We start from the raw sequence: 21,283 nt of genomic DNA on the forward strand, positions 1-21,283 counted from the left end.
CCTGTCGTGCCGCTTACCGCCTGTCGCGTGGCGTCAGTGCCTGTCACCCTCGCCCGAGGGCTTCTCGTCCTGCTTCGGGTGGGCGAAGTTGAGGTGCTCCGGCGGCAGCGGGAAGGTGAGGTCGTCGCCGAACGGCGACGGGGCCGCCGCCCGGTCGAAGGTCAACTCCGTCAGCGGGAGCCGGCCCCGGTCGTCGACCGCCGGCATGGTCGGGTGCGGGACCTCGCGGTGCCAGTTCACGCCCTGCTGCGCCTGGGCCTCCGCGCCCGGGTCGCCGGAGCCGCCGGCGTGCGAGTGGACCCCGGTCTGACGAGCGCCGCTGTGCACCGCGGACCCCTTTCCCGCGCTGTTCGCGGTGCTCTGGGGCGTCTCGCCCCGACGGAAGATCTTGCTACCGAGCCATACCAGGGGATCGTACCTGCGGTCGACGACCCGTTCCTTCATGGGGATGATCCCGTTGTCGGTGATCTTGATGTGCTCGGGGCAGACCTCGGTGCAGCACTTGGTGATGTTGCAGAAGCCGAGCCCCTGCTCCTGCTGCGCGTACTGCTTGCGGTCGGTCTTCGCGTCCAGCGGGTGCATGTCCAGCTCGGCGGCCCGGATGAAGAACCGGGGCCCGGAGAAGGCCGGCTTGTTCTCCTCGTGGTCGCGGATCACGTGACAGACGTTCTGGCACAGGAAACACTCGATGCACTTGCGGAACTCCTGCGAGCGCTCCACGTCGACCTGCTGCATCCGGTACTCGCCCGGGGCCAGGTCGGCCGGCGGGGCGAAGGCCGGCGTCTCCCGGGCCTTCTCGTAGTTGAACGAGACGTCCGTGACCAGGTCCCGGATCACCGGAAAGGTCCGCAGCGGGGTGACCGTGACGGTCTCGGTCTCCTCGAACGTCGACATCCGGGTCATGCAGCTCAGCCGCGGCTTACCGTTGATCTCCATCGAGCAGGAGCCGCACTTGCCCGCCTTGCAGTTCCACCGGCAGGCCAGATCAGGCGCGTCGGTGGCCTGGAGCCGGTGGATGACGTCGAGGACGACCTCGCCCTCGTTCACCTCGACCGAGTAGTCCTGGAGGTCACCACCGGTCTCGTCGCCCCGCCAGATGCGGAACTCCCTCTTGCTTCCCATCAGTTGCTCGCCTCCTCGGTGAGGGCGTCGAAGTCGGCCAGCTCCTCGTCGGTCAGGTACTTGCCCAGCTCGGTACGGTCGAAGAGGCCGATCAGCTCGGCCCGCATCTTCGGTAGCGGCTTGTGCTCCAGGCGTACGGTGTCGCCGTCCAGCGCACAGACCAGGTTGACCCGACGCCACCTGGGGTCCATCGTCGGGAAGTCCTCCCGGGTGTGCCCGCCGCGCGACTCCTGCCGCTCCAGCGCCGCCTTCGCGGTGCACTCCGAGACGACGAGCATGTTGCGCAGGTCAAGCGCCAGGTGCCAGCCCGGGTTGTAGCGTCTGCCGCCGACCGCGCTCACCTTCGCCACCCGCTCCCGCAGCTCGGTCAACCGGCGCAGGGCGTCGACCAGCTCGCCCTCCCGCCGGATGATCCCGACCAGATCCCCCATCACCGCCTGGAGGTCCTGCTGGAGGGTGTACGGGTTCTCCCCGGTGTCCCGCTGCAACGGCGCCAGCGCCGTCTCCACGGCGGTCTCCACCGCGCCCACCGGCACCTTCGGCCGCGAGGCCAACTGATCGGTGTACGACGCCGCGTGCCCGCCCGCCCGCTTGCCGAAGACCAGCAGGTCGGACAGGGAGTTGCCGCCCAACCGGTTGGAGCCGTGCATGCCACCGGAGACCTCACCGGCAGCGAACAGCCCGTGCACCGTGCCGTGCGCGGCCCCGGAGTCCGGGTCCACCTCGACGCCGCCCATCACGTAGTGACAGGTCGGCCCGACCTCCATCGGCTCGGCCGTGATGTCGACGTCGGCCAGCTCCTTGAACTGGTGGTACATCGACGGCAGCCGGCGCCGGATCTCCTCGGCCGAACGTCGGGAGGCGATGTCCAGGAAGACGCCACCGGCAGGCGTACCCCGACCGGCCTTGACCTCGCTGTTGATCGCGCGGGCGACCTCGTCGCGGGGGAGCAGCTCCGGCGGGCGTCGGTTGTTGTCCGGGTCGGTGTACCAGCGGTCCGCCTCCTCCTCGGTCTCCGCGTACTGCTTGCGGAAGACGTCGGGGACGTAGTCGAACATGAACCGCTTGCCGTCGGAGTTCTTCAGCACGCCGCCGTCGCCGCGTACCGACTCGGTGACCAGGATGCCCTTCACCGAGGGCGGCCAGACCATGCCGGTCGGGTGGAACTGGAGGAACTCCATGTTGATCAGCGTGGCCCCGGCCCGCAGGGCCAGCGCGTGCCCGTCCCCGGTGTACTCCCACGAGTTCGAGGTGACCTTGTAGGACCGGCCGACGCCGCCGGTGGCCAGCACCACCGCCGGGGCCTCGAAGAGGATGAACTCCCCGGACTCCCGGTAGTAGCCGAACGCGCCGGCGATCCTGTGGCCGTCCGTCCCGGCGCCGTCGAGCAGCAGCTCGGTGATGGTGGTCTCGGAGAAGACCTTGATCCGGGCCTCGTAGTCGCCGAGGTCGCGCTTGTCCTCCTGCTGCAGGGAGACGATCTTCTGCTGGAGGGTGCGGATCAGCTCCAGGCCGGTCCGGTCGCCGACGTGCGCCAACCGCGGGTACTCGTGCCCGCCGAAGTTGCGCTGGGAGATCTTCCCGTCCTTGGTCCGGTCGAAGAGCGCCCCGTACGTCTCCAGCTCCCAGATCCGCTGCGGCGACTCCTTCGCGTGCAGCTCGGCCATCCGGAAGTTGTTGAGGAACTTGCCGCCGCGCATGGTGTCGCGGAAGTGCACCTGCCAGTTGTCCCGGCTGTTCACGTTCCCCATCGCGGCTGCCGCGCCGCCCTCGGCCATCACGGTGTGCGCCTTGCCGAAGAGCGACTTGGAGATGATCGCGGTCTTCTTGCCGGCGAGCCGGGCCTCGATCGCCGCGCGCAGGCCGGCGCCGCCGGCTCCGATCACGACGACGTCGTAGTGGTGTCGTTCGATGCGAGTGGTAGTGGTCATGTCGGCGCGCCCTCTAGTTGATGAACCGCAGGTCGGTGAACCAGCCGGCGGCGATGGCCATCACGTAGAAGTCGGTGAAGGCCAGCGTGCCGAGGGTGATCCAGGCGAGCTGCATGTGCCGGGTGTTCAGCTTGGACACGAACGTCCAGGCCCGGTACCGCACCGGGTGCGCGGAGAAGTGCTTCAGCCGGCCGCCGATGATGTGCCGGCAGGAGTGGCAGGAGATCGTGTACGCCCAGAGCATCACCACGTTGACCAGCAGGATGATGTTGCCCAGCCCGAAGCCGAAACCCTCCGGGGAGTGGAAGGCCAGGACCGCGTCCCAGGTGTTGATCAGCGAGATGATCGCGGCGGCGTAGAAGAAGTAGCGGTGCAGGTTCTGCCCGAGCAGCGGGAACCGGGTCTCCCCGGAGTAGGACTTGTGCCCGTCCGGCACCGCACAGGCCGGCGGCGACAACCAGAACGACCGGTAGTACGCCTTGCGGTAGTAGTAGCAGGTGAGCCGGAACAGCAGCAGGAACGGCAGGGTCAGCGCCGCGTCCGGGATGATCCACCAGCCGGGCAGGAAGCTGCCGAAGTGCGAGGAGCCCTCGACACATCTGTCGGTCACACAGGGGGAGTAGAACGGGGTCAGGTAGTGGTACTGGTCCACCCAGTACCACTTGTGCATGAACACCCGGACGGTCGCGTACGCCACCCAGGCGCTGAGCCCGACGACGGTGATCAGGGGGGCGAACCACCAGCGGTCGGTTCGCAACGTCTTCGCCGCGATGGCGGCGCGCGCCCGCGCACCCCGCGGCTTCGTTGCCGTTGATGTCATTCGAGTCGTCTTCCTGACGGGACGGGCCCTCGCGGGCGGCGGTTCACGTTCCGTGCGGTCAGCGGACCGGCCGGACCGTGTCCACTGCCACGTCTTGCGGCACGCAGGCGACCGCGCCGGGACATCGGCGCAGCTAAGTGACACACGTTACGCCGATCATCACGGTCGGGCCGCGCAACGCAGTGTCCCGTGTGTCCCGCACCTTGGAAAGACCCGAGCCATGATCGTTTTACCGTCGGCCGTCGGCCGTCGGCCGTCGGCCGTCGTGGCGTTGCCGGCGGGCTGCGCGGCAGGTCGGCGTGCGGTGTGTGGCGGTGCGGTGTGTGGCGGTGCGCTGCTGGGCCTGCTTCGGCGCAGACGCGTGGGCGGCGACCGGTCAGCCGGACGCGCCGCCTGTGAAGTTCCACGAGGCCAGCCGCAGCGGCGGCCCCTCCCACCAGCCGCCGTCGATCCGGTCCGGCTGACGGACCGGCCGCCGGCCGAGGCCGAGCACCGCACCGGGCCCCAACGCCCGGGGGTACGCCTCGGTGAAGCGGAGGTTCCGTACCGCCCGCACCGGCACGCCGTCCTCCACCAGCCACACCCCGTTGCGGGTCAACCCGGTGATCACCAGGCTCTTCGGGTCGAGTACCCGGGTGTACCAGAAGTCGCTGACCAGCAGCCCCCGGGCCATCGGTGCGACAAGTGCGGCGGTGTCCGCATCCACCACCGCCCCCGCCACCGGGCCGTCGGCCGCCGGGCCACCCGCCACCGGGCCGACGGTCGGGACCGGACCGGTCGCCGCGTCGTCCGCCCCGGTGTGGCCGAGCAGGCGCAGGTTGCGCGGGACCGGGCCGAAGGTGGACCCGCCGGGCGTCCCGTGACCGGTCGACGTGGTGCCCGCCCCGGCGGCGCTGCGCCGGTCGTGGGCCACCCCGCGGGTGGTGCCCGCCTCGACCAGGGTGAGCGCCCGGCGCGGGGTGCCCTCCAGGTCGAACGGCATCTCGCCGCCGTACGTCGGGTCGTCGACCAGGGTCACCGCCGGGTCGAACTGGGCGGCGCCGGGGCTGGCGAACGACTGGCGTTCGGTGTGCCGCTTGCCGTTGAAGCCGTACCAGGCGAGATTCTGCAGCAGGTCGGCCACGGCGGCCGGTTCGAGGACCACCTCGTACCGGCCCGGGGGCAGCTCGACCGGGTCGGCGGCGGCCCGTGCCTTGGCCGCCGCCCGCGCGCCGAGGGCCGCGCCGTCCAGCCCGTCGAGGCGACCGGCGCAGAGCCGGGCCACCCCGTCCGCGCCACCGGACCGGGCGATGCCGTCCATCGCCGCCTCGGTGGTCCGCCCCTGCGCCGACTGGCCGGCCGAGTTGACGAACGCCCCCGACCGGTAGGAGGTGCGGCAGTAACCGGCCGCCTCCAACCCGCCCACCGCGTCGACGAAGGCGCGGACCCGGTCGGCGCGGGCCGCCGGCTCGGCATAGGCGGTGGCCTCGTCGAGCAGGCCGTTGGAGTGCACCGACGAGGGTGGGGTCAGCCCCGGCCAGGCCGGGTCGGGCGGGCAGAGCCGGGCTGCGGTGAGGGTGCGCCCGACCAGGGCCCGCAACCCGTCCGGGTCGACCAGGCTGCCGCCACCGGCGGCCGTCCGGCCGTCGAGGTGCACCCGCAGCCGGACGCTCACCCCCGACTCGGCGACGTTCTGGTGGATGAAGGAGTTGGCGAACCGGGTCAGCGCCAGGTCGTGCCGGACGACGGTGACCTCGGCCTCGGCGGCCGGTCCGGCCACCTCGCGGACCAGCTCCACCACCCGGGCGGCGACGTCCAGCTCGGTCGCCCCGGCGTCCCGCAGGCCGGTCATGCGCGCACCCCCACCCGGACGTTGCGGAACCGGGCCGGTGCCGCCGGATGACCTGTGTGCCCGATCTGGCCGGGCTGGCCCTTGCCGCAGTTCGGGGTGCCCCACGGCACGGTCTCGGAGGAGAGCATGTCCATCGACCGCCAGAACAGCGGCCCGATGCCGGTGTAGGTGGGGTTGCGCAGCATCCGGCCGCGTCGGCCGTTGCGCACCTCCCAGCCGATCTCGCAGCCGAACTGGAAGTTGAGCCGCCGGTCGTCGATCGACCAGGATCGGTTGATGTCCATCAGCACCCCGTCGTCGGTGGCCGCGATGATCTCGTCGAGGGTGTGCGGGCCGGGTTCCAGGCCCACGTTGGTCATCCGCACCATCGGCAGCCGGGCCCACCCGTCGGCCCGTACGCTGCCGCCGTGGTCCAGGCCGGCGACGGCGGCTGAGTCCCGGCCGGCGAGCACGCCTACCCAGCGGCCCTCGCGTACCGCGTCGCGTCTGACCGCCGGGGAGCCCTCGTCGTCGAAGCCGAAGCTGCCCAGAGCGCCGGGGATCGTCGGGTCGATGGTGACGTTCATCAGCTCGGAGCCGTAGCGCAGCGAGCCGAGCTGGGCCAGGTCGAGCCAGGAGGTGCCGGCGAAGGCGGCCTCCCAGCCGAGGATCCGGTCCAGCTCGATGGCGTGCCCGACCGACTCGTGGATCTGCAGGGCGAGCTGCTCGCCGCCGAGGATCAGGTCGGTCTCGCCGGCCGGGCACTCGGGCGCGGTGAGCAGCGCCCGCGACTCGTCGGCGATCCGGGCGGCGTGCCCGGCCAGGTCCAGCGACTCGACAAGCTCCCACCCGGTGGTGCCGTACTGACCCCGGTAGCTCGGCCAGGAGCGGCGCTGGGTCTCGTGCTCGCCGATCGAGGTGGCCGAGATGCCGCCGCCGCACTCGCGGATGTGCTGGTCGATGCGGTGCCCCTCGCTGGAGACGAACCACTTGCGGGTGTCCCAGATCTGGTAGAGCCCCTCGGCCAGGTCGGCCCCCTGGTCGCGGGCCGTCCCGGTGGCCCGGACCAGCAGGTCGCCCTTGTCGGACAGCGCCACGCCGAGCGGGTCGACCGCGCACCCGGAGGCCCAGCTCGCCACCACCGGCTCGGCCGGGGTCAGCGTGATCGGGGGGCCGGGCACCCGGGCGCTCGCGGCAGCCACCGCCGCCGCCCGCCGCCCGGCTTCGCGCGCCGCCGCGTCGGACAGCTCGGGTACGGCGTGGAAGCCCCACCCCGACCCCACCAGCGCGCGTACGCCCAGGCCGATGCTCTCGTGCTGGGTCAGCTCCTCGATGTCGCCGTTGCGGGCGGACATCGACTCGTAGCGCAGGTGCATCACCCGGGCGTCGGCATACCGGGCGCCCGCGTCGAGGGCGGCCTGCACGGCGGCGGCTGCGGCGTCGAACTCGGTCATGGACCGACAGTAGGCGAGCCCACCGACATCCGTCAGGGCAGTAGCTCCTCGGGACGGATGCTCACCCGGACCGGCTCGGTGAGGTCGAGCGTCTCCCCGACCTTGGCGACCGTCTGCTCCAGGTAGTGCCGACCGTGTCGCCGGTAGAGGTGCAGGTTGCCGTTCTGCTGCTCGATCAGCAGGTACCACTCGATCCCGGCGGCGGCGTAGTAGTGCATCTTGAGGACCTTGTCGGTCGCCGCGTTGCCGGGCGAGATGATCTCGCAGACCAGACGGACGTCGTGCGCCTCGATGTAGACCTCGTCGAAGTCGATCTCGCCGGTGACGACGAGATCGGGAATGGTGATCCGGCCCGGCTTGAGGCGGACGTTGACCGCCTCCAGGACCCGCAGGTGCGCACTGCGGGCCGGCTGCCGCAGCGCGGCCCGCAGTTCTCCCGAGATGTTCTGGTGGCGGGGGGTGGGGGCTGGGGTCACGTGGAGGCTCCCGTCGAAGAGTTCGACGCGTTGGGACGTCTTGCCGAGGGTGAGGTACTCCTCTTCGGTCCACGGTCCGTCGTGGCCGAACACCGCTGCGGTCATGGTCGGTCACCTCCACCTCGTGTCGCCGGGCATCCTCCACCGGGCACCATGGTCATGGTCGCACCCCGGGTGCGGCAGGCGGGTGACGACACCGCATGACGACGCGGGGTCGCGACGACGGTCGCGCCGGTTCGGGCCGGGCGGCCGGGGGCGCGCGGCGGGGTCACCGGGTCGTTACGCTGTGGTCCGCTGTCAGCTCACGGTCCGTAGCTTATTTTCAGCCTCCGCTCTTTGTTGTAGGTTCCCTACAACCCGAGGGAGGCGGTCGTGGACAGTCCGCAAGCAGCCCCGTCCGGCCCGCCGGACACCGGCCCGGCCGTGCCGCGGCAGCGCGTCGACAGTCGCCCGGCCGTGCCGCAGCCGGGCGTCGGCGACGAGCCGTACCTGCGGGTGGACGACCTGCGGGTACGGTTCGACACCGCCGACGGCGTGGTGCGCGCGGTCGACGGGGTGTCCTTCGCGGTGCCGCGCGGCCGGACCCTGGGCATCGTCGGTGAGTCGGGTTCGGGCAAGAGCGTCACCTCGCTGGCCGTACTCGGACTGCACGACCCCCGGCGCAGCACCGTCAGCGGTCGGATCACCGTCGGCGGCCGGCAACTCGTCGGCCTCCCCGAGGAGCAGGTACGCCGGCTGCGCGGCCGGGACCTGGCGATGATCTTCCAGGACCCGCTCTCCGCCCTGCACCCCTACTACACGGTGGGGCGGCAGATCGCCGAGGCGTACCGGGTCCACCATCGGGGTGCGGGGAAGCGGGCGGCGCGCGCCCGGGCGGTGGAGCTGCTGGACCGGGTGGGCATCCCGCAGCCGGCCCGCCGCTACGACCAGTACCCGCACGAGTTCTCCGGCGGCATGCGGCAGCGGGCGATGATCGCGATGGCGTTGGTCAACGATCCGGCGCTGGTCATCGCCGACGAGCCGACCACCGCGCTGGACGTGACGGTGCAGGCGCAGATCCTCGACCTGCTCGCCGACGTCCAGGCCGAGTTCCACACCGCGATCGTGCTGATCACCCACGATCTGGGGGTGGTCGCCCAGGTCGCCGACGACGTGCTGGTGATGTACGCCGGGCGGGTGGTCGAGCACGGTAGCGCCGCGCAGGTGCTCCGCCGGCCGCAGCACCCGTACACCTGGGGGTTGCTCTCCAGCGTGCCGTCGCTGCACGGCGACGCGGACGCGGACCTGGTGCCCATCCCGGGCAACCCGCCCTCGCTGATCGACCGGCCGCCCGGCTGCGCGTTCCACCCACGCTGCCGGTACGCCGGCGACCGCTCCCGCACCGAGGTCCCGCAGCTCGGCCCGGCCGGCGCGGACGGCCACCTGGTCGCCTGTCACCTGCCCCCCGGCGAACGCACCCGCCTGGCGGCCGTGTCCCTGAGCGAGAGGCGGCTGCCATGAGCGCGAGGAACGTAGCGCAGCGGAGTCCCGCAGTCGCGGGCGAGAGGCGGCTGCCATGAGCGCGGCCGAGCCGTTGTTGCGGGTACGGGGGTTGACCAAGCACTTTCCGGTGCGCACCGGCCTGCGGTCCACGGGGCTGGTACGTGCGGTCGACGGGCTCGACTTCGAGGTGCGGCCCGGCGAGACGCTGGGCCTGGTGGGGGAGTCCGGCTGCGGCAAGTCCACCACCGGACGGATGCTGGTACGGCTGCTGGAGCCGACCGCCGGGACGATCGAGTTCGCCGGGCGGGACATCACCCACGCCCGCCGTCGTGCGCTGCGCCCGCTGCGGCAGGACCTCCAGATCATCTTCCAGGACCCGTACGCCTCGCTGAACCCCCGGCACACCGTCGGGCGGATCGTGGCCATGCCGTTGCAGGTCAACGGGATCGACCCGCCCGGCGGGGTGAAGCAGCGGGTCCGGGAGCTGCTGGAGCTGGTCGGGCTCAACCCGGAGCACTACAACCGCTACCCGCACGAGTTCTCCGGCGGGCAGCGGCAGCGGATCGGGATCGCCCGCGCGCTGGCCCTGCGGCCGAAGCTGATCGTCGCCGACGAGCCGGTCTCCGCACTGGACGTCTCGATCCAGGCGCAGGTGGTGAACCTGCTGCGGGACCTGCAACGCGACCTCGGGCTGGCGTTCGTGTTCATCGCCCACGACCTGGCCGTGGTGCGGCACTTCTGCCAGCGGGTCGCGGTGATGTACCTCGGCCGGATCGTGGAGATCGGCGACCGGGACGACATCTACCAGCGGCCCCGGCACCCGTACACCCGGGCACTGCTGTCGGCGGTTCCGGAGGTGACCGCGCCCGGCCAGGCCGGGCGGATCCGGCTGACCGGGGACGTGCCGACGCCCCTGGACCCGCCGTCGGGCTGCCGGTTCCGCACCCGGTGCCCGAAGGCCCGGGAGGTCTGCGCCACCGAGGAACCGGCGCTGGTGGCCCGCGACGGCGGCCGGCAGGCCACCGCCTGCCACTTCCCGGAGACCGGGCCGCTTGGCGACCCGGTGGTCGTCCCGGGCCCGGACGCGAGCGCAGGGGAGGTGGCGGGATGAGTGTGTCCCCGGTGGATCCGGCCACGCTGGCCGAGGCCGGAACGGAGACCGGTGGTGACCGTTCGGAGGCGGGTGGCGGGTTCGTCGGGCGCTCGCCCGGCCAGCTCGCCCGGGCCCGGCTGCGGCGCGACCGGACCGGCCTGGTCAGCGGCGGCATGCTTGTCTTCTTCGTGCTGGTGGCGCTCGCCGTCCCGCTGATCGAGCGGGTGTACGGGATCGGCCCCCGGGAGCAGTTCCAGTCCGGGCTGGACGGATTCGGGATGCCGCTCGGTTATGCCGGCGGGGTGACCGGGGAGCACTGGTTCGGGCTGGAGCCGGGGCTGGGCCGGGACATCTTCGTCCGGCTGGTGCACGGGCTGCGTACCTCGCTCTTCATCGCCGTCGCGGCGGCGGTGCTCACGGCGGCGATCGGCATCGTGCTGGGCACCGTCGCCGGCTACCTGGGCGGCTGGCTGGACGCGGTGGTCAACTGGATCACCGACCTGACCCTGGCGATGCCGTTCCTGATCATCGCGCTGGCGTTGACCCCGACCATCGCGCTGCGCTTCTACGGCCAGCGGGACGAGGTGCCGGCGGCGTTCCAGATCGGGGTGCTGATCGCCATCTTCGCGCTGTTCGGCTGGACGAGCACCGCCCGGCTGGTCCGGGGGCAGGTGATCGCGTTGCGCGAGCGGGAGTTCGTGGACGCGGCGCGGGCCAGCGGCGCGGGGTTGGGACACATGCTGTTCCGGCAACTGCTGCCCAACCTCTGGGCGCCGATCCTGGTGTCGTTCTCGCTGGCGGTGCCGGCGTACATCACCAGCGAGGCGGCGCTGTCGTTCATCGGGGTCGGGCTGACCGACGCCACCCCGAGCTTCGGCCGGATGATCTACCGCAGCCTGGACTACCTCCAGACCGATCCGGCGTACGTCTTCTTCCCCGGCATCACGATCTTCGCGCTCGTGTTCGCCTTCAACCTCTTCGGTGACGCGCTGCGCGACGCGCTCGACCCGAAGTCGTCCCGGTAGGAGGGCGCGGCGATGGTGCGGTTTCTGGTCAAGCGGCTCTTCTCGGCGACGTTGACGCTCTTCGCGGTCAGCGTGCTCAGCTTCCTGATGTTCTTCGCCCTGCCCCGGGATCCGGTCACCGGCATGTGCCCGAAGAACTGCAACCCGGAACGGCTGGAGCGGGTCCGCCAGGAGCTGGGGCTACGCGACCCGCTGATCAGCCAGTACGCCGGCTACATGAAGGGCATCGTGACCGGCCGGGATCTCGGCAGCGCCCAGGGCGGCCGGTGCGACGCGCCCTGCCTGGGCTGGTCGTACGTGTCCAACGAGGCGGTCTCGGACACCATCGCCCGGGTGCTGCCGGTGACCCTGAGCATCGTCGTCCCGGCGGCGGTGCTCTGGCTGCTGCTCGGGGTCGGCCTGGGGATGGTCTCGGCGCTGCGCCGGGGCACCTGGCTGGACCGGGCAGCGATCGGCTTCTCGCTGGCCGGGGCGTCGTTGCAGCTCTACTTCGTGGGGGCGGTGCTGCTGCTGGTCTTCGTCTACACGCTGCGCTGGCTGCCGGTGCCGAGCTACACGCCGCTGCGGGACGACCCGGTGCGCTGGGCCGGCGGGCTGGTGCTGGCCTGGCTGGCGCTGGCGTTCCTCTACTCGGCGATCTACGCCCGGCTGTCCCGGGCGCAGATGCTGGAGACGCTGTCGGAGGACTTCGTCCGCACCGCGCGGGCCAAGGGCCTGGCCAAACCCACTGTGTACGGCCGGCACGCGCTGCGCGCGGCGATCACCCCGGTGGTGACCATCGCCGGGCTGGACGTCGGCGGCGCGCTGGGCGGCACGGTGATCACCGAGACCACCTTCGGTCTCAACGGCATGGGGCGGACGGCGGTCGACGCGGTCCGCGCCGGTGACCTGCCCACCATCATGGCGACCGTGCTGATCGCCGCGGTCTTCGTGGTGCTGGCGAACGTGCTGGTGGACCTGCTGTACGCGGCGATCGACCCCCGGGTACGGCTGCGCTGAGCCGCCGGTCTGCCGGTCGGTCCGGTGCAGCGGACGCCGGCCCGTCGGGCGACAAGAGTTGTCGAGATCTGTTAGACAGTCCGAAGTTTTTCTTCTTGACGATCCTCGCGACGTCGGCGTTCACCGCCCGACGGTGACGGGGTGGAGGAGGTAGGGATGCGACCACGCGCAGCAGCCGCCGCAGGCGGGGCGATCGCCCTGGTGGTGGCGTTGGGGGCCTGCTCGGAGAACACCGGCGAGGGCACCACCGTGGACACCGAACGGCAGCAGACCGGGGTGATCGCCACCGACCCGAAGGACTCGCAGGGCCCGGCGGCGGAGGTGGCCGGGGCGGCCAAGGGTGGCACCTTCACCGTCATCCGGGAAACGCCCATCTCCCACCTGGACCCCCAGCGGACGTACTCCTTCGCCGGGCTGATGGCCAACCCGCTCTTCGCCCGCTACCTGACCACCTGGAAGGACGACGGCAAGGGTGGTCTGGTCCTGGTCGGCGACCTGGCGCAGACCCCCGGTAACAACGTGAACAGCGACTGCCGGGTCTGGGAGTTCACCATCAAGGACGGGGTGAGGTTCGAGGACGGCAGCCCGATCACCGCGAAGGAGATCGCGTACGGCATCGCCCGCTCCTTCGACCCCGACCTGACCGGCGGCCCCACCTACCTCCAGGAGTGGCTGGCCGACAGCCCGCAGTACGACACGAAGTGGGACTTCAAGAAGAACAGGACGTCGCTGCCGCCGGGGCTGACCACCCCGGACGCGAAGACGCTGCGGTTCGAGTTCGCCAAGCCCCGCTGTGACCTGCCGTTCGCGGTCTCGCTGCCGACCACCGCGCCGTTGCGGCCCGACCAGGACACCGGCGTCAACCTGGACCAGCGGCCGTTCTCCTCCGGGCCGTACAAGATCGCCAAGAACCAGGCAGGCGTGCAGCTCACCCTGGACCGCAACCCGCACTGGGACGCCACGACCGACCCGGTCCGCCACCAGTACCCGGAGCAGTTCGTCTGGACCTTCGGGCCGACGCGCGACGCGGCCGTCAACCGGGTGATCGCCGACAACGGCACCGACCAGAGCGCGCTGGCCTGGGACTACGTACCAGCCTCGCTTGTCGCCCGGGTCGCCCAGGACCAGGCGCTCAAGGCGCGCAGCATCCTGTCGCCGACGCCGAGCGCAAACCAACTGGTCATCAACAACCAGCGGGTCACCGACCTCAAGGTCCGCCAGGCACTCAACTACGCCATCGACCGGGACGGCCTGGTCAAGGCGCTCGGCGGGCAGACCGTCGCCCAGCCGATGACCACGCTGATGCCGCCGTCCACCATCGGCTACCAGGCGTACGACGCCTATCCGGCGGGTGCCAACGGCGACATCGACAAGGCCAAGGAACTGCTCGGCGGGAAGACCCCGGAGCTGGTCCTCGGTGTCGCCGACAACACCAACGAACAGCAGATGGGCACCCAGCTCAAGGGCAACCTGGAACGGGCCGGTTTCAAGATCACCCTGCGGAACATCCCGGACGACGCGAAGCTCGACGAGATCAAGAAGAAGAACAACCCGTGGGACCTCTACATCGGCAACTGGGCCGCCGACTGGCCCAGCGGCGCGTCGATCCTGCCGGTGCTCTACGACGGCCGCACCATCAAGGCCGAGGGCAACAGCAACCAGGCGTACTTCAACGACCCGGCGGTCAACGCCGAGATCGACCGGATCCAGGCCCTGTCCCCGGCCGACCAGGGGCCCGAGTGGGGCAAGCTCGACAGGCGGATCATGACGGAGTACGCCCCGGTGGTGCCGCTCTTCGTGGACGTGGCCTACACGGTGCACGGGTCCAAGGTCGGCGGGGTCTTCATCTCCAGCGTCTTCGGCTACCCGTCCTTCGTCAACGCCCACGTCAGGCAGTGACCCCGTACTGAGCCAACGGGCTCCCTCCCGGCCAGCGTCGGGAGGGAGCCCGTCGGCTCTCGTGGGCGCGCTGCGTCCGCCACCCGACCCGGGTGATCAAGGAGTTTGCGTCAGATTCCGGGCTGCAGGATGACGCAAACTTCTTGATCACCTCCGCGTGCCCCCGTGATCACCCACTCGCCGTCAGCCTCGGACTGCCCTGCGCACCCTGATCGGTGAGTAGTGGGATCTCGAACGGAGGCACACGGGTTCGAGAGACTCACGGCGTCGAGAGACTACTCGGGCGGGGTGTTATAGCGATCGAGCGTCGCCTTGGACGTCGAAGCGTCCTGGAAGGTCAGCTCCCAGGGGCCGGTGTTGACGTCCATGTCCTTGCCGAACCCGACCCACTTCCCCGCCATCCGTCGACCGGTCGGCTCCACCAGCAGTTGGATCGCACCGTGGTAGCGGGCTCCCCGGTAGTGGCCGGCGGGGTCGGTCTGCTCCACCCAGGTGCCGGTGACGACGGCACCGTCCACGGTGAGATCCAGCGACAGCGACGATGCCGCCGAGCCGGGCAGGCTGCGCACGGTCAACCGGTCACCGTGCTGGAGCACGACCACGAAGTGCTGCCCGGCGAAGGACTCGCCCCGGCTGCTGGAGTGGTATTGATAGCGGCTCAGCCACACCCCCTCGTGGGACCCGTGCACAGCGGCTGATCTGGGCGTCGGGGTGGCCAGGTCGCCCATGGGCGAGGCGAGGCCGTTGCCGCCGTGGGGATCATCCACCGCGCCGCCATCCGACATCGCGGCGAAACCGAGCAGTGTGATGGGCAGGCCGGTGACGACCTCCAACGCGCGGGCGTAGAAAGGCCGAGGGGTGGCGATCACCCCGGCCTCCCAGCGTTGGACGAGTCGCTTGTTGGCGTCATTGGGCTCGCCGACGCGGTGGCCGGCGGCTTGGAGCGCACGGGCGAAGTCGTCCTGGCTCATCCGCATCCTGGTCCGGACCGTACGCAGCGTGATGTTGGGGACAGCCATGCCGGTCACCGTACCGTTATGTCGCCCTAATGTCGTCCCCTAAGTAACCCTATTGTCACTCCTTATGCCGCCGCGCGTGGCGACACTCCAGCGTCAATCTATGAAGCACGCGTCGGCTGAGAACTTGCCGCCGCGATGTTGATGGGGGTGACGATGAAGCGTCGTGGCGACGGGTCGACGACGGGCCGGGGCGAGCAGATCGACGCCGCCGAGCGGGAGGCGGCGCGGCACCTGACGGTGGTACGCCGCAGGAGTGGTCGCTGTGTGGGTCGCTGCTGGTGCAGGCCGCATTGATCGCGGCGCGGGCCGGAGACGACCGGACGGCCGATGACCTGTTGGACGAGGCCGCCGAGATGGCCGCCCGGGTGGGCGACGGTCACGACCACCACCGGACGGGGTTCGGGCCGGCGGTCGTCGAGGTGGGGCGGGTCACCGCCGCCGTGGAGTTGGGCGACGGCCCGCAGGCGGTCGCCCGGCACGAGGAGGTGATCGGCTGGGAGGGGTGGCGCTGGCTGCCGGTCGAGCACCGGGCCGCGCACCTGGTCGACGCGGCGCACGCGTACCTGCTGACCGGAGATCCGGTCAGCGCGGCCCGGGTGCTGATCCGCACCGACAGCATCGCGCCCGCCGAGGTCCGGCACCGCCCGGCGGTACGGGAGGTGGTGGCCCAGCTTGCTCACGCTCCGTACGCCCCGACGACGATCACCCCGCTCGCCGTCAGCGTCGGGCTGCTCTGACGATGACCGTCCCTGCCCGGCGGATGAAAGACCGCCCGACCGAGTGACCCGGCGATCATTGCGGCCCGCCAGCTGCACGAGGCGCTTCTCGGCAGGCCGGGCAGGAGCCGACGGTCAGTCGACCCGCAGGGCCAGCAGGGCGCTCTTCAGCTCCTGTTCGACGTACTGGCGGGAATCCTGGTCGGCGACCATGAGTCGGTAGCTGTCCTGTCGGGCCGGCACCCCCGACACCGAGAACCGGAACTGGCAGCTGCCGTCGGCGAGCGCACGGGCGTCGGTCAACCGCCCGCCGGCGAATCCGAGGCCGGCGAAGATGACCACGTGGGCACCCTCTTTGACGTCGGCGTGGCCGCCCGTCCCAGCGCAGCCCCCATGACCGTCGGCGACGAAGGACCGCCTGTCGCCGAGCAGCACCGTGCCGGAGGACACGAACGTCTCCCTCGGCAGCCGGTTCGCCGCAACCGGGGTGCGGGCCCTGGTGCTGTTGCCCACGAACATGCCCCCTGCAAGCAGCAGCCCCGCAGCAGCACCGGCCCACATCCACCCGGGATGACGCCGCGCGGTCCGCTCCGCGTACAAGGGCTGCATGTCGTCTCCAGGGCGCGGGGCGGGCGGGATCACCGAAAGTGTGATCGAAACCGTCCTCTCCCGCAGCCCCGTCCGACCTTCAGTCGCTTCGTCCGCCACCCGACCCCGGTGATCAAGAAGTTTGCGTCAGATTCCGGGCTGCAGGATGACGCAAACTTCTTGATCACCGGGGCGGGGCGGGCCGGGGCGGGGCGGGGGAGAGGCGCACATCGATTGCCGTTGGGTGGGCGGTCGGGAGAGTGCAGGGCATGGACCCCGCGTCGCGTGCCAACCGGATCGCCTGGGAGCAGGCGCACCAGGAGCGGGTCTGGGCGAACGGGGAGATGTTGACCGAGGCGGCTGCCGGGGTCACGCTCGTCGCCAGCGAACACGCGCTGCTCCGGGACATCCTGGCGGCCCGGCCCCTGGTGGTGCACCCGCAGAGCGGCAACGGTCAGGACGACGTCGCACTGGTCGATGCCGGTGCCCGGACGGTGATCGGCGTCGACAGTGCCGGCCTTGAGGTCCGGCAGCTCGAAGAGTACGCGGAGCCGTTCTGGCGGATGGGCGACGTCGACGCGGCGGCCTTCCGTGGTCGCCTGCCGAACGCGTTCGCCCTGCCGCCCACCGGGCGGTGACCCGCCCCGACCACAGACCGGCCCGGCCCGCCCAGACCACGGCTCAGCCCAGGTGGGTACGGAGGAAGTCGAGTTCCAGGCGGAGCAGGCGTTCGGACAGCCCACCGGCCGCCATGTGGGTGGCCCCGGTCAACGGCAACACCGCGTGCGGTCGGCCGGTCGACAGCAGCGCCGCCGACAACCGCAGGGTGTGCGCGGCCACCACGTTGTCGTCGACCATCCCGTGCATCAGCAGCAGCGGTCGGGCCGGCTCGCCGGGGTAGAGCGGCTCCGCCGCCAGCTCCACCAGCGAGTGGTGCCCGTACACGTCGAGGCCGTCGTCGGGCAGGCCAAGGTAACGCTCGCTGTACGCGGTGTCGTACAGCGCCCAGTCGGTGACCGGGGCGCCGGCGATGCCGCACCGGAACAGCTCCGGGTGCCGCAGCACCGCCAGCCCGGCCAGCCAGCCGCCGAACGACCAACCCCGGATCGCCACCCGGTCCAGGTCCAGGTCGGGATGCTTGCCGGCGAGCGCGGTCAGCGCGTCCACCTGGTCGGTCAGGATCACGTCGGCCACCCGCCGGTGGATCGCCTTCTCGAACGACGGCGCGACGCCCGGCGTACCCCGGTTGTCGATGGTGACCACGGCGAACCCGGAGTCGGCCCACCACTGCCGTTCCAGCCAGGCCGACCGGGCGGCCACCACCTCCTGGTGGCCGGGGCCACCGTAGACGTCCAGCAGCACCGGCAGCCGGGTGCCCTTGACGTGCTCGGTCGGGTACAGCACCGCCGACGGTAACCGCCTGTCGGTCACCCGGACCAGCATCGGCCGGGGGGCGGACGACGGGGTGGCCGCCAGCGACCGCAGTCGGGCCACCTCCCGGTCACCGCGCCACACCGACCAGCTCGTCCCCGCGTCGTCCAGCGAGGCGGTGCCGACCACCAGGGTGTCTCCGCCGACCGCCGCCGTGTGCCAGCCCGGGGCGCTGCTCATCCGGCGGGTGTCCACCCCGCCGCCGATCACGGTACGGACCCGGTAGAGGTGCCGCTGGCTCGGTTCGCCCTCGCTCGCCTCCACCAGCAGGTCGGCCGGGCCGGGACCGGTGGGCAGCCGGCCCACCACCCGCCGTACGTACAGCGAGGGCGGGGTGAGCAGGGTGCCGTCGGCGAACAGGCAACGGGCGTCGTACCCGTCGTGGGCAAGCTCGCCGCCGACCAGCACCCGGCCGTCGGGCAGGTGTGCCGGGGTGCCCGGGATCGGCTCCACCCAGCGCGGGTCGGCCAGCTCGGCGTGCACCTGGGTCTCCCCGGTACGCGGGTCCACCGCCAGCACCAGGCCGTGCTGCTGCGACCGGCGCAGCACCGTGATCAGCGGGTTGCCGTCGGCCCAGTCGACCGACGCCAGGTACGGGTAGGTCTCCCGGTCCCAGTGCGCGTCCACCCAGCCGTCGTCCAGGTCGAGCAGGTGCAGGCTGACCTCCGCGTTCGGGCCACCCGCCCGGGGGTACGCGACGGTGGTCGGCGGGGTCGCCGGCTCGGCCGGGTCGTGCAGGTGCCAGCGGGGCAGCCGGGACTCGTCGACCCGGGCGGCGAGCACCATCCGCCCGTCCGGAGCCCACCAGTAACCCCGGAACCTGTGGAACTCCTCCGCCGCGACGTGCTCGGCGAGACCCCAGGTCACCCCGCCGTCCTCGCCGGCCAGCAGGCTGTCGGTGCCGTCCGGGTCGACCACCCGCAGCTCGCCCCGGCGTACCCCGTCGGCGGTGTCGGTCACGTACGCCACCCGTTGCCCGGTGGGGTCGGGGCGCGGGTCGATCACCGGGCCGACGGTGGCCACCTCGATCACGTCGCCGTGCACCAGATCGGCCCGGAACAGTCGGCCGGCCAGCGCGAACACGGCCACCCGGCCCGCCCCGTCCAGGGCGTACGAGCCGATGCCCGCGGCGCTGAGCCGGCGGCGCTCGCGCAGCGCCCGCTCGCCCGGGGCCAGCGCCACCGGGTCGGCGTCCCCGCCGAGCAGCACGGCCGGGTCGGCGATCAGCCGTTCCTCGCCGGAGGCGGCCTCCAGCGCCCAGAGCGCGTCGGCCGGGTCCTCCGGCCCGCCCGAGCGGAGGAAGACCACCCGGGAACCGTCGTCGGCCACGGAAACGGCGCGCGGTGCCCCGTGGCTGAACCGACGGGTACGGGCGGCCAGCTCGGGAAAGTCCACAACCCGGATCGTAGAGCGGTGTCGGGCGTGATGTGGCCGACCTGCCTGGACGCGTACGCCTCGATGCCCCCGGACCGCCGGTTAGAGTGACCGTCGTGACGACGCTGCCCGACCGACGCCTGCTGCTGGTCCACGCGCATCCCGACGACGAGTCCATCGGCACCGGGTCGACGATGGCGCACTACGCCGCCGAGGGTGCCCACGTCACGTTGGTGACCTGCACCCTCGGCGAGGAGGGTGAGATCCACGTGCCGGAGCTGGCGCAGCTCGCCGCCGCCGAGGCCGACCAGCTCGGCGGCTTCCGGATCGGCGAACTGACCGCCGCCTGTGCCGCGCTCGGCGTCACCGACCACCGCTTCCTCGGCGGCGCGGGCCGCTACCGGGACTCGGGCATGATGGGGATGGCCACCAACGAGCACCCCCGGGCGTTCTGGCGGGCCGACCTCGACGAGGCCGCCGGTCAGCTGCTGGACGTCATCCGCGAGGTCCGTCCGCAGGTACTCGTCACGTACGACCCGGACGGCTTCTACGGGCACCCGGACCACATCCAGGCGCACCGGGTGGCGATGCGGGCGCACGAGCTGGCCGGCGCGGAGGGCATCGCCCCGGCCAAGGTCTACTGGACGGCGCTGCCGCGCAGCGTCCTGGAGGCCGGTATGAGCCACTTCACCGAGCTGTCGGACAACCCCTTCGCCGGCATCGACAGCCCCGACGACCTCCCCTTCGGCACTCCGGACGACCAGATCGCCGCCCGGATCGACGCCACCGACCAGCATGCCGCCAAGGAGGCGGCGATGCGGGCGCACGCCAGCCAGATCCCGGCCAACTCCTGGCTGTACGCGATCGCCGGCAACTTCGGCGCCGAGTTCATGGGCGTGGAGTACTTCACCCTGGCGGTGGGGGAGCAGGGGCCGGCCGGCGGCCCCAACGGCTGGGAGAACGACCTCTTCGCCGGCATCGACACCACCGCACCGACCCGGGCCGCCGCGGCGACGGCCGGACTCCGGTGACCCTGCCCGCCACGCCGATGCCGGTCGTCGAGGAGGAGACCGCCGCCGTCCCGCCGCCACCAGGCCGGACGGTACGGCTGCTCGACGTCGTGCTGCGCGTGGTCGGCGGGCTGGTGGCCGTGGCCGGTGGGGTGCTCACCGCCCTGATCGGCCTGCTGCTGTCCACCGTCCGGGTCGGCGGGCAGTTGATCGGGGTGTCGGTGGCGGTCACCATCCTGGGCGCGATCGCGGTGAGCTGGTTCGCGTACGCAACGGTCGGCCGGAAGTGGGCGGTGGCGTTGCCGGCGCTGCCGTGGTTCGTGCTGATGGCGGTGGCGGCGGTCCGTACCGCCGAGGGTGACCTGCTGGTCGCCGGGGACAACTGGGTCGGCTTGGCGATGATCACCAGCGGGGCGATGACCTTCGCGGTGATGGCGTTCCGGCAGATGCTCAGCCCGCAGCCGCGCCGGCACGACGGGTGATGACGACACACAGCCGGCGGTGGTAGATATTCCTGCCAGGAGACCCGCCGACGCGGCGGGCGGTACGGCGGGAGGCGTGTGATGAGAGATCGGTGGCGGGCGGTCGGCGTACTCGCGGCGGCCCTGTTCGCGGTGAACGTGCTGGCCAGGGTGATCATCAAGCTCGGCTTCGACGGCAACGACACCGCCGCCGACCGGGTCTCGCTGGGCATGTTCGTCGTGGTCGGGCTGGTCCTGGCCGGGGTGGTCTCCGCCTGGGGCCGGGTCGTCCCGGCCGCGCGGTGGGGCACCGACGTGACCGCCGCGGTGGTCGTGGCGCTGCTGCTGACCGTGCTCGTCGGGCCGCTGCTGGTCGGCAACAACCCGTTCGGCGGAGGCGCCGGGCTCTTCTTCGCCCAGATCTGGCTCTATCTCGCCGCCGCCGCGGCCGGTGTGGCGCTCGGCTACCTGGTGCTCATCGCGCTCGGCCGCGACCACCGCTCCCAGCAGCTCCAGCGGTACGCGGAGCGCAACGCGACCAAGCCCCGCCGGGTGGTCCGTCGCTGACCACCG

General features: G+C 71.7%; 19 protein-coding genes. 10 read left to right on the forward strand and 9 right to left on the reverse strand.

The genetic code is table 11. The annotated features are described in order from the left end of the window. Positions 1–33: 33 nt before the first annotated feature. The 6 genes from AC0AIB_RS22435 to AC0AIB_RS22460 form a co-directional block, all read right to left on the reverse strand. On the reverse strand, positions 34–1,122 hold the full coding sequence (locus tag AC0AIB_RS22435) for a succinate dehydrogenase/fumarate reductase iron-sulfur subunit (protein WP_328343116.1): 1,089 nt from the start codon (positions 1,120–1,122) through the stop codon (positions 34–36). Next, entirely contained in the window at positions 1,122–3,053 is a 1,932-nt protein-coding gene (locus AC0AIB_RS22440; protein ID WP_328343118.1) for a fumarate reductase/succinate dehydrogenase flavoprotein subunit, read from the reverse strand. The genes AC0AIB_RS22435 and AC0AIB_RS22440 overlap by 1 nt, the downstream gene beginning before the upstream one ends. 13 nt (positions 3,054–3,066) lie before the next feature. Next, a complete protein-coding gene (locus tag AC0AIB_RS22445) occupies positions 3,067–3,873 on the reverse strand; it encodes a hypothetical protein (protein WP_328343120.1) in 807 nt (268 codons plus the stop codon). Positions 3,874–4,249: 376 nt separating this feature from the next. Further along, positions 4,250–5,704 (reverse strand): TldD/PmbA family protein, encoded by a 1,455-nt coding sequence (locus tag AC0AIB_RS22450; protein ID WP_328343122.1) that lies wholly within the window; start codon positions 5,702–5,704, stop codon positions 4,250–4,252. Beyond that, the gene (locus AC0AIB_RS22455) at positions 5,701–7,137 is read right to left on the reverse strand and encodes a TldD/PmbA family protein (RefSeq protein WP_465097424.1); all 1,437 of its coding nucleotides are present in this window, start codon (positions 7,135–7,137) and stop codon (positions 5,701–5,703) included. The genes AC0AIB_RS22450 and AC0AIB_RS22455 overlap by 4 nt, the downstream gene beginning before the upstream one ends. A 32-nt stretch (positions 7,138–7,169) precedes the next feature. Beyond that, on the reverse strand, positions 7,170–7,718 hold the full coding sequence (locus AC0AIB_RS22460) for a Uma2 family endonuclease (RefSeq protein WP_328343126.1): 549 nt from the start codon (positions 7,716–7,718) through the stop codon (positions 7,170–7,172). Between the two features lie 267 nt (positions 7,719–7,985). On the opposite strand from AC0AIB_RS22460, the gene AC0AIB_RS22465 reads away from it, so the two are divergent. The 5 genes from AC0AIB_RS22465 to AC0AIB_RS22485 all read left to right on the forward strand — a co-directional run bounded on the left by AC0AIB_RS22465 (position 7,986) and on the right by AC0AIB_RS22485 (position 14,111). Continuing rightward, complete coding sequence (locus AC0AIB_RS22465; protein WP_465097425.1) at positions 7,986–9,113, forward strand: ABC transporter ATP-binding protein; 1,128 nt, start codon at positions 7,986–7,988, stop codon at positions 9,111–9,113. A gap of 55 nt (positions 9,114–9,168) precedes the next feature. Further along, on the forward strand, positions 9,169–10,206 hold the full coding sequence (locus tag AC0AIB_RS22470; protein WP_465097426.1) for an ABC transporter ATP-binding protein: 1,038 nt from the start codon (positions 9,169–9,171) through the stop codon (positions 10,204–10,206). Beyond that, positions 10,203–11,213: an ABC transporter permease gene (locus AC0AIB_RS22475; RefSeq protein WP_465097427.1), complete on the forward strand. Its 1,011-nt coding sequence runs from the start codon at positions 10,203–10,205 to the stop codon at positions 11,211–11,213. The genes AC0AIB_RS22470 and AC0AIB_RS22475 overlap by 4 nt, the downstream gene beginning before the upstream one ends. A 12-nt stretch (positions 11,214–11,225) precedes the next feature. Beyond that, positions 11,226–12,212, forward strand: a complete 987-nt coding sequence (locus AC0AIB_RS22480) for an ABC transporter permease (RefSeq protein ID WP_328343131.1) — start codon at positions 11,226–11,228, stop codon at positions 12,210–12,212. 156 nt (positions 12,213–12,368) lie between these two features. Continuing rightward, on the forward strand, positions 12,369–14,111 hold the full coding sequence (locus tag AC0AIB_RS22485; RefSeq protein WP_465097428.1) for an ABC transporter substrate-binding protein: 1,743 nt from the start codon (positions 12,369–12,371) through the stop codon (positions 14,109–14,111). A gap of 275 nt (positions 14,112–14,386) precedes the next feature. Here the strand turns inward: AC0AIB_RS22485 and AC0AIB_RS22490 are convergent, their stop codons facing one another. After that, on the reverse strand, positions 14,387–15,130 hold the full coding sequence (locus AC0AIB_RS22490) for a helix-turn-helix domain-containing protein (protein WP_465097429.1): 744 nt from the start codon (positions 15,128–15,130) through the stop codon (positions 14,387–14,389). Between the two features lie 278 nt (positions 15,131–15,408). On the opposite strand from AC0AIB_RS22490, the gene AC0AIB_RS22495 reads away from it, so the two are divergent. Continuing rightward, positions 15,409–15,867 carry a hypothetical protein gene (locus AC0AIB_RS22495; protein ID WP_465097430.1) on the forward strand — a complete coding sequence of 153 codons (459 nt, stop codon included), beginning with the start codon at positions 15,409–15,411 and terminating at the stop codon, positions 15,865–15,867. 114 nt (positions 15,868–15,981) lie between these two features. Here AC0AIB_RS22495 and AC0AIB_RS22500 read toward each other — a convergent pair whose 3' ends face one another. Continuing rightward, positions 15,982–16,455 (reverse strand): hypothetical protein, encoded by a 474-nt coding sequence (locus AC0AIB_RS22500; RefSeq protein WP_465097431.1) that lies wholly within the window; start codon positions 16,453–16,455, stop codon positions 15,982–15,984. A 248-nt stretch (positions 16,456–16,703) separates the two neighbouring features. Between AC0AIB_RS22500 and AC0AIB_RS22505 the strand changes: the two genes are divergently transcribed. Further along, entirely contained in the window at positions 16,704–17,072 is a 369-nt protein-coding gene (locus AC0AIB_RS22505) for a hypothetical protein (protein ID WP_328343139.1), read from the forward strand. A gap of 43 nt (positions 17,073–17,115) precedes the next feature. Here the strand turns inward: AC0AIB_RS22505 and AC0AIB_RS22510 are convergent, their stop codons facing one another. Then, positions 17,116–19,260: a S9 family peptidase gene (locus AC0AIB_RS22510; protein ID WP_465097432.1), complete on the reverse strand. Its 2,145-nt coding sequence runs from the start codon at positions 19,258–19,260 to the stop codon at positions 17,116–17,118. Positions 19,261–19,346: 86 nt separating this feature from the next. Here AC0AIB_RS22510 and mshB point away from each other — a divergent pair, with 86 nt between their 5' ends. The 3 genes from mshB to AC0AIB_RS22525 all read left to right on the forward strand — a co-directional run bounded on the left by mshB (position 19,347) and on the right by AC0AIB_RS22525 (position 21,277). Next, positions 19,347–20,270, forward strand: a complete 924-nt coding sequence (gene mshB, locus AC0AIB_RS22515; protein ID WP_328343141.1) for an N-acetyl-1-D-myo-inositol-2-amino-2-deoxy-alpha-D-glucopyranoside deacetylase — start codon at positions 19,347–19,349, stop codon at positions 20,268–20,270. A gap of 17 nt (positions 20,271–20,287) precedes the next feature. Then, entirely contained in the window at positions 20,288–20,731 is a 444-nt protein-coding gene (locus AC0AIB_RS22520; RefSeq protein WP_328349044.1) for a hypothetical protein, read from the forward strand. An 81-nt stretch (positions 20,732–20,812) separates the two neighbouring features. Next, entirely contained in the window at positions 20,813–21,277 is a 465-nt protein-coding gene (locus AC0AIB_RS22525; protein ID WP_328343142.1) for a hypothetical protein, read from the forward strand. Positions 21,278–21,283: the final 6 nt, after the last annotated feature.

Source organism: Micromonospora sp. DSM 43699 (assembly GCF_055517075.1).